Genomic DNA, 14985 nt, shown 5'->3' on the forward strand with positions numbered 1-14985 from the left:
CAGGGAAAAGAACATGGTTGAATTAGCACTCCCCAAGAATTCCCAGATGACCGAAGGCAAGGTCTGGCCGAAGCCGGCCGGGGCGACGAGGACGCGCGAATTCCGCGTCTATCGCTGGAGCCCGGATGATGGAAAGAACCCGTCGATCGACACCTTCTTCATCGATGTCGATGATTGCGGGCCGATGGTGCTCGACGCGCTGCTCTACATCAAGAACAAGATCGACCCGACGCTGACGCTGCGTCGCTCCTGCCGCGAGGGGATCTGCGGGTCCTGCGCGATGAACATCGACGGCACCAATACGCTCGCCTGTACCAAGGGCATGGACGACGTGAAGGGGGCGGTGAAGGTCTATCCGCTGCCGCACATGCCGGTCGTCAAGGATCTCGTCCCCGACCTCACCAATTTCTACGCCCAGCACCGCTCGATCGAGCCCTGGCTGAAGACGGTATCGCCGACGCCTGCCAAGGAGTGGAAGCAGAGTCATGAAGACCGGCAGAAGCTCGATGGGCTCTACGAGTGCATTCTCTGCGCCTGCTGTTCCACCTCCTGTCCGAGCTACTGGTGGAATGGCGACCGCTATCTCGGCCCCGCGGTTCTGCTGCAGGCCTATCGCTGGCTGATCGACAGCCGCGACGAGGCAAAGGGCGAGCGGCTGGACAATCTCGAAGATCCGTTCCGTCTCTATCGCTGCCACACCATCATGAACTGCGCGCAGACCTGCCCCAAGGGCCTGAACCCGGCCAAGGCGATCGGCGAAATCAAGAAGATGATGGTCGAGCGGCGCGTTTGAGCGGAAAAGGCGCGGGATACGGGCAGAGTCGCAATCCTGCCACAGGAGCGAGCAAAGAGGCTTTTCGAGATTGTTAAAGCTCGATTAACCATATTGGCGGCTATATCTGCTCGCACAGGTACATCAACGCGAGACGACCGGGAGTTTGGCATGCGGGTTTCATATGTTGCAGCTGGTTTGGTGGCGGTTCTTGCCCTTTCCGGATGCCAGCGCACCGCGATGAGCGACTTCAACACCGCGCCTGCCCCGGCCCCGCTTCAGGCGCAGCCGGTTCCCTCGGTGTCCGGCAGCGCCCTGCCGCCGCCGGCTGCCGCCGATGCCTCGCAGTTTCCGGCGGCCCCCGTCAGCCAGCAGGCCTCGCTCGGTCAGCCGGGCGCGCCCGGTGCGGCGGCTGCAGCGCCGCCTGCGGCCTCGCTGGACGTGAAGAAGGAAGCCATGGTCGGCAACTGGCGCGTCGGCAATGCCGGTGCCTCGTGCGACATGTTCCTGACGCTGACCAATCTCGGCTCCGGCTCGCGCGGCGGCACGCGCGGCTGCGCGGGCGAGCTGACGCAGATGGGCTCTTGGGAAGTGGCCGGCAAGCAGGTCGTCCTGAAGGACCGCGACGGCAACGCCATCGCCCGGCTCTACAAGACCGCCGACAACCGCTTCGACGGCTCCACCAATTCCGGCCAGACCGTGAGCCTGAGCCGCTGAGACCGGCGCGGCCGGCCGGATGATCCGGTCGGCATTGATGCCTCCCTGCACGGCGTTCAGCCGGGGAAGGCCAGACGAGGCTGATCCGTGCCCCATCAGGAAGAGAAGATCGCCCGCCGCCTCGAAGCCATGATCGAGGCCGGCACCCTGCAGCGCGACCCTGCCCAGCTGCAGATCGCCGCCCGGCTCGACCGCCTGGCGGTCGCGCTGGCCGGAAACCGTGCGCAGCGCAAGTCCAACGCGCTTGGCTGGCTCTTTGCTTCCAAGCGCGAGCAACAGCCGCCGCTCAAGGGCCTTTACCTGCATGGCGGTGTCGGCCGCGGCAAGACCATGCTGATGGACCTGTTCTTCGAGACGGTGCCCATCGAGCGCAAGCGCCGCGCCCATTTTCACGAATTCATGGCCGATGTGCAGGACCGCATCGCGCACCATCGCCAGAAGCTGAAGGATGGCGAGACAAAGCAGGCCGATCCCATGCCGCCGATCGCGGCAGAGATCTACGGCGAGTCGCGGCTTCTCTGTTTCGACGAGTTCTCGGTGACGGATATCGCGGATGCGATGATCCTTTCGCGTCTCTTCGGCGAACTGTTCCGCAGGGGCTGCGTGCTCGTCGCCACCTCCAATGTCGAGCCCAGCAATCTCTACAAGGACGGGCTGAACCGCGGCCTCTTCCTTCCCTTCATCGATGTGCTGCGCGCCCATACCGATGTCATCTCCCTCGATACGACCACCGACTACCGGCTGCTGAAGACCAGCGGCCTGCCTGTCTGGTCCTCTCCACTGGGGCCGGAGGCGGATCGGGCGATCGAGACCGCGTGGCAGCACGCGACGGCCGGTCGCAGCGCTGCGCCCGCCGAGATTGCCTTTCGCGGTCGCACGATTGCTATACCGATGGCGGCCGGGCCCTGTGCGCGCTTTCAATTTTCCGACCTGTGCGAGCGCCCCCTGGCCGCAGCGGATTATCTCGCCATCCTGGAGCGCTACCGGACGCTGTTCGTTGAGAACATCCCGGTTCTCGATGCGAACCGACGCAACGAGACGAAGCGGTTCATCCTTCTGATCGACACGATCTATGATGCCGGCGCTCGCCTGTTCGCCTCCGCCGCCGCTCGTCCGGAGGCGCTGCTCGCCACCCGCCGCGGCACCGAAGGCTTCGAGTTCGATCGCACCGTTTCGCGCCTGATCGAGATCCAGAGCGAAGACTACGCGCAAGCAACGCGTCCCAAAATGTCTGATTCATGACGCAAAGTCTTACCTTTACGTAAGAATTTTTCGATCTAAACGATTGAAAACATTGGTCGCAAAATCAGTCATTGATATTTTTACTTTTGCCGATTAAGTCCTTCCGCCGTGAGGTTGCGTGGTCGCCCGGTGGGACCGGGAAGCGTCGCGGCGGACCTTGCCAGATTTGATCGCAAAGGAAGCACTTTCATGGCGCGCAACAAGATCGCACTCATCGGGTCCGGGATGATCGGCGGTACGCTGGCTCATCTGGCCGGCCTGAAGGAACTCGGGGACATCGTCCTTTTCGACATCGCCGACGGCATTCCGCAGGGCAAGGGCCTCGACATCGCCCAGTCCTCGCCGGTCGAAGGCTTCAACGCCAACCTGACGGGCGCGAGCGACTACGCCGCCATCGAGGGCGCGGACGTCTGCATCGTCACCGCTGGCGTCGCCCGCAAGCCGGGCATGAGCCGCGACGACCTGCTCGGCATCAACCTCAAGGTCATGGAACAGGTCGGCGCCGGCATCAAGAAATATGCCCCGAACGCCTTCGTGATCTGCATCACCAACCCGCTCGACGCGATGGTCTGGGCGCTGCAGAAGTTCTCCGGCCTGCCGAAGAACATGGTGGTCGGCATGGCCGGCGTGCTGGATTCCGGCCGTTTCCGCCTGTTCCTCAGCCAGGAATTCAACGTTTCCGTCCAGGACGTCACCGCCTTCGTGCTCGGCGGCCATGGCGACACGATGGTGCCGCTGCCGCGTTACTCGACCGTTGGCGGCATTCCGCTGACCGACCTCGTCAAGATGGGCTGGATCACCGAGAAGCGCCTGGAAGAGATCGTCCAGCGCACGCGGGATGGCGGCGCCGAGATCGTCGGCCTGCTCAAGACCGGCTCGGCCTATTATGCGCCGGCCGCCTCCGCCATCGAAATGGCCGAAGCCTTCCTCAAGGACAAGAAGCGCGTCCTCCCCTGCGCGGCCTATCTCTCCGGCCAGTACGGCGTGAAGGACATGTATGTGGGCGTTCCGACCATCATCGGCGCCGGTGGTGTCGAGCGCATCGTCGAGATCGACCTGAACAAGTCGGAAAAGGAAGCCTTCGAGAAGTCCGTCGCCGCCGTGGCCGGCCTTTGCGAAGCCTGCGTCGGCATCGCCCCGGCCCTCAAATAAGCCAGAACAGGACCAGTCTTTCCCATGAACATTCACGAATATCAGGCCAAGGCTCTCCTGAAGGGCTTCGGCGCACCGGTGGCCGAGGGCGTCGCGATCTTTTCGGCCGACGAGGCCGAAGCCGCTGCCAAGTCGCTTCCGGGTCCGCTTTACGTCGTCAAGAGCCAGATCCATGCCGGCGGCCGCGGCAAGGGCAAGTTCAAGGAGCTCGGCCCTGATGCCAAGGGCGGCGTTCGGCTGGCCAAGTCCGTGGAAGAGGCGGTTGCCTTCGCCAAGGAAATGCTCGGCAACACGCTTGTCACCAAGCAGACCGGCGAGGCCGGCAAGCAGGTGAACCGCCTCTACATCGAGGACGGCGCCGACATCGACCGCGAGCTCTACCTCTCGATCCTCGTCGACCGTGCGGTCGGCCAGGTGTCTTTCGTCGTCTCCACCGAGGGCGGCATGGACATCGAGACGGTTGCCCATGACACGCCGGAAAAGATCGTCAACGTGGCGATCGATCCGGAAGCCGGCGTGACCTCCGAGAACCTCGCGGCACTGACGCAGGCCCTGAAGCTCGAGGGCGAAGCCAAGGCGGATGCCGAGGCTCTCTTCCCGATCCTCTACAAGGCCTTCGTCGAGAAGGACATGAGCCTGCTCGAGATCAACCCGCTGATCGTCATGAAGAATGGCCGCGTCCGCGTGCTCGACGCCAAGGTGTCCTTCGACGGCAACGCGCTGTTCCGCCACGAGGACATTGTCGCGCTGCGCGACAAGACCGAGGAGGACGAGAAGGAAATCGAGGCCTCCAAGTACGACCTCGCCTATGTGGCGCTGGACGGCAATATCGGTTGCATGGTCAACGGCGCTGGCCTTGCCATGGCCACCATGGACATCATCAAGCTCTACGGCGCCGAGCCGGCGAACTTCCTCGATGTCGGCGGCGGCGCCTCCAAGGAAAAGGTCACCGCGGCCTTCAAGATCATCACCGCCGATCCGGCCGTGAAGGGCATTCTCGTCAACATCTTCGGCGGCATCATGAAGTGCGATGTCATTGCCGAGGGCGTTCTGGCGGCCGTCAAGGAAGTCGGCCTCGAGGTTCCCCTCGTCGTCCGCCTGGAAGGCACCAATGTCGATCTTGGCAAGAAGATCATCAACGAGAGCGGACTGAACGTGATTTCCGCCGACGACCTGGACGATGCAGCCCAGAAGATCGTCGCTGCAGTGAAGGGTGCCTGATTGCCATGTCTATCCTGATCAACAAAGACACCAAGATCCTCGTCCAGGGTCTGACCGGCAAGACCGGCACCTTCCACACCGAGCAGGCGCTCGCCTATCACGGCACGAAGATGGTCGGCGGCATCAACCCGAAGAAGGGCGGCGAGACCTGGGAAGGCTCCAAGGGTGAAACCCTGCCGATCTTCGCGACCGTTGCCGAAGGCAAGGAACGGACCGGGGCCGATGCCTCGGTCATCTACGTCCCGCCGGCTGGCGCGGCAGCGGCGATCATCGAGGCGATCGAAGCCGAGATCGGCCTGATCGTCTGCATTACCGAAGGCATTCCGGTGGCCGACATGGTCAAGGTCAAGGCGCGGCTGGATGCCTCCAAGTCGCGGCTGATCGGCCCGAACTGCCCGGGCGTTCTCACCCCGAACGAATGCAAGATCGGCATCATGCCGGGCAACATCTTCAAGAAGGGCTCCGTCGGCGTCCTGTCGCGCTCCGGCACACTGACCTATGAGGCGGTCTTCCAGACCTCCAACGAAGGTCTCGGTCAGACGACGGCCGTCGGCATCGGCGGCGACCCGGTCAAGGGCACTGAGTTCATCGACGTGCTCGAGATGTTCCTGGCCGACGACGAGACGCAGTCGATCATCATGATCGGCGAGATCGGCGGCTCGGCGGAAGAAGATGCCGCCCAGTTCCTGAAGGACGAAGCCAAGCGCGGCCGCAAGAAGCCGATGGTCGGTTTCATCGCCGGCCGCACGGCTCCTCCCGGCCGCACCATGGGCCATGCCGGCGCCGTGATTTCCGGCGGCAAGGGTGGCGCGGAAGACAAGATCGCCGCCATGGAATCAGCCGGCATCCGCGTCTCCCCTTCCCCGGCGCGCCTCGGCAAGACGCTGGTCGAGGTCCTCAAGGGCTGACGAACACGAAAGGCTGAACGGCCGGTGCTTGGCACCGGCCGTTTCCGCCCCATTTTGGAGCAGGGGCGAACGGGCCGATGGCCCGCGCGAGCGGCTCCGCCAAGTATGCAAGGCGTCGCGCAGGGAAAGGATGGCCCCTGCTGACAATGACACGAGGCCAGCTCCGGACGACGAACGTCGGGGCGCATCCGACAAGTCAGGAGGCGGACGGCGAGGTCCGCGAGGAAACATGGCAAGGCAAGAGGCCAACGAGCAATTCCAGCTGACGTCGTTTCTGGACGGCGCCAATGCGAGCTATATCGAGCAGCTCTATGCGCGCTACGAAACCGACCCCTCGTCGGTTTCCGGCGAGTGGCAGTCCTTCTTCAAGGCACTGGCTGACAATCCCGAGGACGTGGTGAAGGCTGCCAAGGGCGCCTCCTGGAAGAAGGCCCACTGGCCCGCCACGCCGCGCGACGAGCTGACCTCGGCGCTGGATGGCGATTGGGGCACGGTCGAGAAGGTCGTCGAGAAGAAGGTCAAGGCGAAGGCCGAGGAAAAGGCAGCCGCCACCGGCGTTGCCGCCTCTCCAGAAGACGTCCACCAGGCAACGCGCGATTCGATCCGCGCCCTCATGCTGATCCGCGCCTACCGCATGCGCGGCCATCTTCATGCCAAGCTCGACCCGCTCGGCATCGCCGCGCCGGTGGACGACTATCACGAGCTGTCCCCCTCCAATTATGGCTTCGGCCCGGAGGACATGGACCGCAAGATCTTCCTCGATAACGTGCTCGGCATGGATTACGCCACGATGCGCGAGATCATCGAGATTCTCGAGCGGACCTATTGCTCGACGCTCGGCGTCGAGTTCATGCATATTTCCGATCCGGAGATCAAAGGCTGGATCCAGGCGCGCATCGAAGGGCCGGGCAAGGCCGTCGACTTCACGCCCGAGGGCAAGAAGGCGATCCTGCAGAAGCTGATCGAGGCCGAAGGGTTCGAGCAGTTCATCGACGTCAAGTACAAGGGCACCAAGCGCTTCGGTCTCGACGGCGGCGAAGCGCTGATCCCGGCGCTCGAGCAGATCATCAAGCGCGGCGGCCAGGAAGGGCTCGAACAGATCGTTCTTGGCATGGCCCACCGCGGCCGCCTGAACGTGCTGACCAACGTCATGGGCAAGCCGCACCGCGCCGTGTTCCACGAGTTCAAGGGCGGTTCCTATGCGCCGGACGACGTGGAAGGTTCGGGCGACGTGAAGTATCACCTCGGCGCCTCGTCCGACCGCGAGTTCGACGGCAACAAGGTGCATCTGTCGCTGACGGCCAACCCCTCGCATCTCGAAATCGTCAACCCGGTCGTCATGGGCAAGGCGCGCGCCAAGCAGGACCAGCTGGCCAAGGTCTGGGAAGGCGATATCATTCCGCTCAAGGAGCGCTCCAAGGTTCTGCCGCTGCTGCTGCACGGCGATGCGGCCTTTGCGGGCCAGGGCGTCACGGCCGAAATCCTTGGCCTCTCCGGCCTGCGCGGCCACCGCGTCGGCGGCACCGTGCATTTCATCATCAACAACCAGATCGGCTTCACCACCAATCCGGCCTTCTCGCGCTCCTCGCCCTATCCGTCCGACATGGCGAAGATGATCGAGGCGCCGATCTTCCATGTGAACGGCGACGATCCGCAAGCGGTGACCTATGCCGCCAAGATCGCCATCGAATTCCGCATGAAGTTCCACAAGCCGGTGGTCGTGGACATGTTCTGCTACCGCCGCTTCGGCCACAATGAAGGCGACGAGCCCGCCTTCACCCAGCCGAAGATGTACAAGGTGATTCGCAGCCACAAGACCGTCGTCAGCCTCTATGCCGCCCGGCTGATCGAGGAAGGCCTCCTCACCGAAGGCGAAGTCGAGAAGATGAAGGCCGATTGGCGGGCCCGCCTCGAACAGGAGTTCGAGGCGGGCCAGTCCTACAAGCCGAACAAGGCCGACTGGCTGGACGGCGCCTGGTCCGGCCTGCGCGCCGCCGACAATCAGGACGAACAGCGCCGCGGCAAGACCTCGGTGCCGATGAAGAGCCTGAAGGAAATCGGCCGCAAGCTCGCGACCGTGCCGGAGGGCTTCAATGTCCACCGCACGATCCAGCGCTTCATGGACAACCGCGCCCAGATGGTGGAAACCGGCGAAGGGATCGACTGGGCGATGGCCGAGGCGCTGGCTTTCGGCTCGCTCGCGGTCGAAGGCACCAAGATCCGCCTGTCCGGCCAGGATTGCGAACGCGGCACCTTCTCGCAGCGCCACTCGGTTCTCTACGATCAGGAAACCGAGGAGCGCTATATCCCGCTCGCCAATCTTTCGCCGAGCCAGGCGCGCTACGAGGTCATCAATTCGATGCTCTCGGAAGAAGCGGTGCTCGGCTTCGAATATGGCTATTCGCTTGCCCGCCCGAATGCGCTGACGCTGTGGGAAGCCCAGTTCGGCGACTTCGCCAACGGCGCCCAGGTGGTGTTCGATCAGTTCATCTCGTCGGGCGAACGCAAGTGGCTGCGCATGTCCGGTCTCGTCTGCCTCCTGCCGCATGGCTATGAGGGTCAGGGTCCGGAACATTCCTCCGCCCGTCTGGAGCGCTGGCTGCAGATGTGCGCCGAGGACAATATGCAGGTCGCCAATGTCACTACGCCGGCGAACTATTTCCACATCCTGCGCCGCCAGGTGAAGCGCGACTTCCGCAAGCCGCTGATCATGATGACGCCCAAGTCCCTGCTGCGCCACAAGCGGGCTGTCTCCAGCCTGTCGGAAATGGCCGGCGAGACCTCGTTCCACCGCCTGCTGTGGGACGATGCCGAGGTGATCAAGGACGGTCCGATCAAGCTGCAGAAGGACGCCAAGATCCGCCGCGTCGTGCTGTGCACCGGCAAGGTCTATTACGACCTTCTGGAAGAGCGCGAAAAGCGGGGCATCGACGACATCTACCTGCTGCGCATCGAGCAGCTCTATCCCTTCCCGGCCAAGGCGCTCATCAACGAGCTCTCGCGCTTCCGCCATGCGGAAATGGTCTGGTGCCAGGAAGAGCCGAAGAACATGGGCGCCTGGTCCTTCATCGACCCCTATCTGGAGTGGGTGCTGGCCCATATCGACGCCAAGTATCAGCGCGTGCGCTATACCGGCCGTCCCGCAGCCGCTTCGCCGGCCACGGGCCTGATGTCGAAGCACCTCGCCCAGCTCGCCGCCTTCCTGGAAGATGCGCTCGGGGGCTGATGAAGCCCCTCTGCCTGCCCCCGAACGATTGATAACGGACGAACATCATGGCCACCGAAATCCGCGTACCCACCCTCGGCGAATCCGTCAGCGAAGCCACTGTCGGCACCTGGTTCAAGAAGGTCGGCGAGACCGTCAATGCCGATGAACCGCTGCTCGAGCTCGAAACCGACAAGGTGACGATCGAAGTTCCGGCGCCGGCCGCCGGCACCCTGACCGAGATCGTCGCCAATGCCGGCGAAACCGTCGGCCTCGGCGCCCTCCTGGGCCAGATCGCCGAAGGTGCCGGCGCTGCGTCTGCCGCGCCTGCCGCAAAGCCGGCCGAGAGCGCTGCACCGGCCCCGGCCGCTCCTGCCGCTTCGGCACCCGCTGCCCCGGCACCGGCCGCCATACCGGCCAGCACCATGCCGCCGGCTCCGGCTGCCGCCAAGCTGATGACCGAGAACAACATGCAGGCCGGCGATGTCGAAGGCTCCGGCAAGCGCGGACAGGTGCTGAAGGGTGATGTGATCGCCGCCGTCAGCCGCGGTTTCACGACCGCACCGGCTCCGGCCGCCGACGCTGCCAAGGCCCCGTCGCGCGGGCCGTCCAACGCCGAGGATGCGCCACGCGAAGAGCGGGTGAAGATGACGCGCCTGCGCCAGACCATCGCCCGCCGCCTCAAGGACGCGCAGAACACGGCCGCCATGCTGACCACCTATAACGAGGTGGACATGAAGGCGGTCATGGACCTGCGCACCAAGTACAAGGACGTCTTCGAGAAGAAGCATGGCGTGAAGCTCGGCTTCATGGGCTTCTTCACCAAGGCGGTCACGCATGCGCTGAAGGAACTGCCGGCCGTCAACGCCGAGATCGACGGCACCGACATCATCTACAAGAACTTCTGCCATGTCGGCATGGCCGTCGGCACCGACAAGGGTCTGGTCGTTCCGGTCATCCGCGATGCCGATCAGCTCTCGATCGCCGGCATCGAGAAGGAGCTGGGCCGCCTCGCCAAGGCCGCGCGCGACGGCTCGCTCTCCATGGCCGACATGCAGGGCGGCACCTTCACCATCACCAATGGCGGCGTCTACGGCTCGCTGATGTCCTCGCCGATCCTGAACGCCCCGCAGTCGGGCATTCTCGGCATGCACAAGATCCAGGAGCGCCCGGTCGTCGTCGGCGGCCAGATCGTCATCCGCCCGATGATGTATCTGGCGCTCTCCTACGACCACCGGATCGTCGACGGCAAGGAAGCCGTGACCTTCCTGGTGCGCGTCAAGGAAAGCCTCGAGGATCCGGAACGCCTGGTTCTCGATCTCTGATCCTGTCAGAACCGGGGTCCGCCGATCAGCGGCGGGCCCTGGGCCATTCTCTCTGCCTTTCGGATGCCCCGCATGGATATCGCCTCGCTCGCCGCCTCCCCGCTTCTCACCGTTCTCGCCTGGAGTGTCGTGCTTCTCGTGGTGCAGATCGGCCTGCAGGGGCAACTGGCCACCGCGGAAATGGGGCTCGGCTGGAATGCCGGTCCGCGCGACGAAGAGCGCGCGCCGAAGGGCAAGCTGGCCGGCCGCGCCGCGCGCGCCTCGAAGAACCTGCAGGAAACCTATCCGGCCTTTGTGGGCCTCGTCCTTGCGGTCGCGATGACCGGCGATCCGAGCGGCTGGGGACTGACGGCTGCCTGGGCCTGGCTCGCCTGCCGCATTCTCTACGTGCCGCTCTACCTTGCCGGCGTGCCCTATATCCGCTCGCTCGTCTGGCTGGGCTCGCTGGCTGCGTTGCTCGTCATGGCGGCGCTGCTGATCGTCTGACCCTTCTTCCGGATCTTGAGCATGACACCCGCGCTGCACCCCTATCTCGTCGAACTCGCCTCCCTGATGGCGATCTTCGGCTTTGCCATCGTTTCGCCCGGCGCGGACCTGGCCATGGTCATGCGCCAGTCGATCCTGAAGGGCCGGCGCGCCGCCATTCTCACCTCCTTCGGCATCGGCACCTCGCTGATGGTGCATGTCACCTACACGATCCTTGGCCTCGGCCTTTTGATCTCGCAATCGATCGCGCTGTTCAACCTCGTCAAATGGTGTGGCGTCGCCTACCTGGTCTATATCGGCGTGAAAGCGCTGCGGGCGCAGAAGGCGGATCTGTCCGTGGCGTCCGAGCCTGCTGTCGATGTCCGCAGCCAATCGGCGCTCAAAGCCTTCGGGCTCGGCTTCATGGCCAATGCGCTCAATCCGAAGCCGGTGTTCTTCTTCCTGTCGATCTTCTCCACCGTGGTCAGCGCGGCCACCCCGATCCCGGTCAAGTTCGGCTATGGCCTCGTCATGGCCACCTGCCTGATCCTCTGGTTCGTCGGCGTCAGCCTGTTCATGACCACGCCGGCCATGCGCGCCCGCTTCACCCGCATCAGCCACTGGATCGACCGCGCCAGCGGCCTGGTCTTCATCGCACTCGGCCTGAAGCTCGCTACCGAAAAGGCGGGCTGAGCCATGCGGCGGATGTTGGGCTGTGGTCTGGCTTTCAGCCTTGCTGCCGTCTCCGTGGCGGCGGCCTCCTGCCCGCAGGATCGCGCGCTCTACCGTGATCGCGACAACGCCTACGAGCTTGCCTTCCTGCCCGACGCCTCCGAGGCGCAGGCGGCCGAACACCGCTTCACCCTGCGCGTGCTCAACACCGATCTGCAGCTGGACGGCTATGAAATGGCTGCGGCAGAGGGCGACCGGCCGGCCGGCATGCTCTTCTTCAACTGCCCCGAAGGCGATGTGACCGGCGCCGATCTTGAGGCCTGCACCGTCTGGCAAGGGGTGATCTACGGCACGAGCGGCGGCACGCTGGCCCTGCTTCCCCCGGCCGGCCAGCCTGCGGCGGAAAGCCTGCTTCTGCCTGCGCTGGGGCCCGCCATCCGCCAGTCCGCGCTGTGGGGCGCAGGCAAGGCGCAGGTGGCGCCCTGGGATGTCCTGACCTTCAAAGGGTGCGCCTCATGACCGACCGCAAGGTTCTGCTCGTGACCGGCGGAAGCCGCGGAATCGGCGCCAGCGTGGCGCTGAAGGCCGCGGCGCGCGACTGGGCTGTCGTCATCAATTATGCGCGCGACCGCGAAGCGGCCGAGACGGTGGCGGCGGCGATCAACGAGGCCGGCGGCTCGGCGCTGACCGTTCCCGGAGACATTTCGCGCGAGGAGGATCTCGCGGCGATCTTCTCCCTGGTCGACCACGCCTTCGGTCGGCTGGATGGGCTGGTGAACAATGCCGGCGTGGTCGACAAGCCGGCGCGGATCGACGAGATGAGCCGCGCCCGCCTTGAGCGCATGTTCGCGATCAACACGATCGGCGCCATCCGCGTCGCGGCGGAATCGGTGCGGCGCATGTCCACCCGAAACAGCGGGCGCGGCGGTGCGATCGTCAACATTTCGTCCATGGCAGCCGTGCTCGGATCGGCGAACCAGTATGTCGATTACGCCGCCGCCAAGGGCGCCATCGACACGCTGACCATCGGCCTTGCGCGCGAAGTGGCTGATGAGGGCATCCGCGTCAATGCCGTGCGCCCCGGCATCATCGACACCGAGATCCATGCCTCCGGCGGGCTGCCGGATCGCGTGCGCGATTTGGCGGCAAGCATTCCGATGAAGCGAGCGGGCGGGCCGGATGAGGTCGCCGATGCCGTTCTCTATCTCCTGTCTCCCGAAGCGTCCTACGTGACGGGGGCCATTCTCAATGTTTCCGGCGGCAGGTAGACCCGCGGGACCGAAGGAAGGAAAACGAAATGTCCTATGATGTCATCGTGATCGGCACCGGCCCGGGGGGCTATGTCTGTGCGGTCAAGGCGGCCCAGCTGGGCTTGAAGGTGGCCGTGGTGGAAAAGCGCGCCACCTTCGGCGGCACCTGCCTCAACATCGGCTGCATCCCCTCCAAGGCTCTGCTGCACGCTTCCGAAATGTTCCATGCCGCCGGCCATATGGACAGTCTCGGCATCGAGGTCGAGGCGCCGCGGCTGAACCTGCCGAAGATGATGGACCACAAGGATGCCACGGTGAAGTCGAATGTCGACGGCGTCGCCTTCCTCTTCAAGAAGAACAAGATCGACACCTTCCAGGGCACCGGCAAGGTGGCCGGCACCGGCCGCGTCGTCGTGACTGCCGAGGGCGGCGAAAGCCAGACGCTGGAGACCAAGGCCATCGTGATCGCCACCGGATCGGACGTCGCCGGCATTCCGGGCGTCCCGGTCGAGATCGACGAAACGGTCATCGTCTCCTCCACCGGCGGCATCGCGCTCAGCCAGGTGCCGGGCCATATGGTCGTGGTCGGCGGTGGCGTCATCGGGCTGGAGCTCGGCTCCGTCTGGTCGCGCCTCGGCGCCAAGGTCACCGTCGTCGAATATCTCGACACCATTCTCGGCGGCATGGACGGCGAGGTCTCCAAGCAGTTCCAGCGCATTCTCGCCAAGCAGGGCGTCGAGTTCCATCTGGGCGCCAAGGTCACCGGCGTAACCCGCGCCGGAGACGGCGCCAGCGTCACCTTCGAGCCGGTCAAGGGTGGCGAGGCGCAGACGCTGGCCGCCGACGTCGTGCTGGTTGCGACCGGCCGCAAGCCGTTCACCGCGGGGCTCGGTCTCGAGGAAGCGGGCGTCGCGCTCGACAATCGCGGCCGGATCGAGATCGACGGCCACTTCCGCACCAATGTCGAAGGGGTCTATGCGATCGGCGACGTGGTGAAGGGCCCGATGCTCGCCCACAAGGCCGAAGACGAGGGCGTGGCACTGGCCGAAATCCTCGCCGGACAGGCCGGCCATGTGAACTACGACGTCATCCCGGGCGTGGTCTATACCCAGCCGGAGGTCGCCTCCGTCGGCAAGACCGAAGAGGAGCTGAAGGCGGCAGGCATCGCCTACAAGGTCGGCAAGTTCCCCTTCTCCGCCAATGGCCGCGCCCGCGCCATGCAGGCGACCGATGGTTTCGTCAAGATCCTTGCCGACAAGGAGACCGACCGCGTGCTCGGCGGCCACATCATCGGCTTCGGCGCCGGCGAGATGATCCACGAGATCACCGTGCTCATGGAGTTCGGCGGCTCGTCCGAAGATCTCGGCCGCACCTGCCACGCGCACCCGACCATGTCGGAAGCCGTGAAGGAGGCAGCCCTCGCCACCTTCTTCAAGCCGATCCATATGTAAGCGCAGCCGGCTTCCTTAAACTTTGGACAGGTTCTGAAATCGTGCTTGCCGGCCTCCGGCAGGCACGGCAAGCTTGATCTTCTTCCCCGCAAGGAGGCCGAGCCCGATGACCCCACAATCCTTCAGCCTGTCGCAGCGTGTCCTCCACTGGACGACCGTGCTGCTTGTCCTCTTCAATCTGCTGGCATCAGAGGACATGGAGCACTGGTGGCGGGCTGTTCGTCGTGGGACGGAGCCGGCGCCCGATCTGCTGACCGGCGCCAATCTTCATGCCTATGTGGGGATCGCGCTTCTGGCGTTGACGCTTCTTCGCCTGGTGCTGCGCGTCCTTCGCGGCGTTCCCGCTGATCCCGCCGTCGAGCCCGCCCCGTTCCGCCTGCTTGCCCGCCTCACCCATGCCGGGCTCTATATCCTTCTGATCGCCATGCCTCTCGCCGGCATGGCCGCCTATTACGGCGGCGTTGCGCAGGCAGGCGAACTGCATGGCGAGCTGATGAAGACGGCCCTCTGGATCCTGATCGGCCTCCACGTCGCCGGCGCGCTGGCCCATCAGTTCTATTGGAAAACCGATGTGCTACGGCGGATGACGGTGGGCGGCTGATAGG

Annotated in this window: 14 protein-coding genes; all 14 read left to right on the forward strand. The window is 64.7% G+C overall.

Annotated elements, in window-relative coordinates; translation table 11 throughout:
* Positions 1-13: 13 nt before the first annotated feature.
* The 14 genes from U8330_RS17510 (at position 14) to U8330_RS17575 (ending at position 14981) form a co-directional block, all read left to right on the forward strand.
* Positions 14-793, forward strand: coding sequence for a succinate dehydrogenase iron-sulfur subunit (locus U8330_RS17510; protein WP_323106522.1), 780 nt, complete (start codon positions 14-16; stop codon positions 791-793).
* 150 nt (positions 794-943) lie between these two features.
* On the forward strand, positions 944-1489 hold the full coding sequence (locus tag U8330_RS17515; protein WP_323106523.1) for a protease inhibitor Inh/omp19 family protein: 546 nt from the start codon (positions 944-946) through the stop codon (positions 1487-1489).
* Positions 1490-1576: 87 nt separating this feature from the next.
* On the forward strand, positions 1577-2731 hold the full coding sequence (gene zapE, locus U8330_RS17520; protein WP_323106524.1) for a cell division protein ZapE: 1155 nt from the start codon (positions 1577-1579) through the stop codon (positions 2729-2731).
* Between the two features lie 189 nt (positions 2732-2920).
* On the forward strand, positions 2921-3883 hold the full coding sequence (gene mdh, locus U8330_RS17525; RefSeq protein WP_323106525.1) for a malate dehydrogenase: 963 nt from the start codon (positions 2921-2923) through the stop codon (positions 3881-3883).
* Between the two features lie 24 nt (positions 3884-3907).
* Positions 3908-5104 carry an ADP-forming succinate--CoA ligase subunit beta gene (gene sucC / locus U8330_RS17530; RefSeq protein ID WP_323106526.1) on the forward strand — a complete coding sequence of 399 codons (1197 nt, stop codon included), beginning with the start codon at positions 3908-3910 and terminating at the stop codon, positions 5102-5104.
* 5 nt (positions 5105-5109) lie between these two features.
* Positions 5110-6012, forward strand: a complete 903-nt coding sequence (gene sucD, locus U8330_RS17535; protein WP_323106527.1) for a succinate--CoA ligase subunit alpha — start codon at positions 5110-5112, stop codon at positions 6010-6012.
* 229 nt (positions 6013-6241) lie between these two features.
* The gene (locus tag U8330_RS17540) at positions 6242-9238 is read left to right on the forward strand and encodes a 2-oxoglutarate dehydrogenase E1 component (protein WP_323106528.1); all 2997 of its coding nucleotides are present in this window, start codon (positions 6242-6244) and stop codon (positions 9236-9238) included.
* A gap of 47 nt (positions 9239-9285) precedes the next feature.
* Positions 9286-10542 (forward strand): 2-oxoglutarate dehydrogenase complex dihydrolipoyllysine-residue succinyltransferase, encoded by a 1257-nt coding sequence (gene odhB, locus U8330_RS17545; protein WP_323106529.1) that lies wholly within the window; start codon positions 9286-9288, stop codon positions 10540-10542.
* Between the two features lie 72 nt (positions 10543-10614).
* Entirely contained in the window at positions 10615-11028 is a 414-nt protein-coding gene (locus U8330_RS17550; protein ID WP_323106530.1) for an MAPEG family protein, read from the forward strand.
* A gap of 33 nt (positions 11029-11061) precedes the next feature.
* Positions 11062-11700 carry a LysE family transporter gene (locus U8330_RS17555; RefSeq protein WP_323107341.1) on the forward strand — a complete coding sequence of 213 codons (639 nt, stop codon included), beginning with the start codon at positions 11062-11064 and terminating at the stop codon, positions 11698-11700.
* Positions 11701-11703: 3 nt separating this feature from the next.
* Complete coding sequence (locus tag U8330_RS17560) at positions 11704-12198, forward strand: hypothetical protein (RefSeq protein ID WP_323106531.1); 495 nt, start codon at positions 11704-11706, stop codon at positions 12196-12198.
* A complete protein-coding gene (locus U8330_RS17565) occupies positions 12195-12947 on the forward strand; it encodes an SDR family oxidoreductase (protein ID WP_323106532.1) in 753 nt (250 codons plus the stop codon). Before U8330_RS17560 ends, U8330_RS17565 begins: the two co-directional genes overlap by 4 nt.
* A 29-nt stretch (positions 12948-12976) precedes the next feature.
* Positions 12977-14380, forward strand: coding sequence for a dihydrolipoyl dehydrogenase (gene lpdA / locus U8330_RS17570; RefSeq protein WP_323106533.1), 1404 nt, complete (start codon positions 12977-12979; stop codon positions 14378-14380).
* A gap of 106 nt (positions 14381-14486) precedes the next feature.
* Positions 14487-14981: a cytochrome b gene (locus U8330_RS17575; protein ID WP_323106534.1), complete on the forward strand. Its 495-nt coding sequence runs from the start codon at positions 14487-14489 to the stop codon at positions 14979-14981.
* The last annotated feature ends 4 nt before the right edge of the window (positions 14982-14985 follow it).

It is taken from the genome of Rhizobium sp. CC-YZS058 (assembly GCF_034720595.1).
Classification (GTDB): Bacteria; Pseudomonadota; Alphaproteobacteria; order Rhizobiales; family Rhizobiaceae; genus Ferranicluibacter.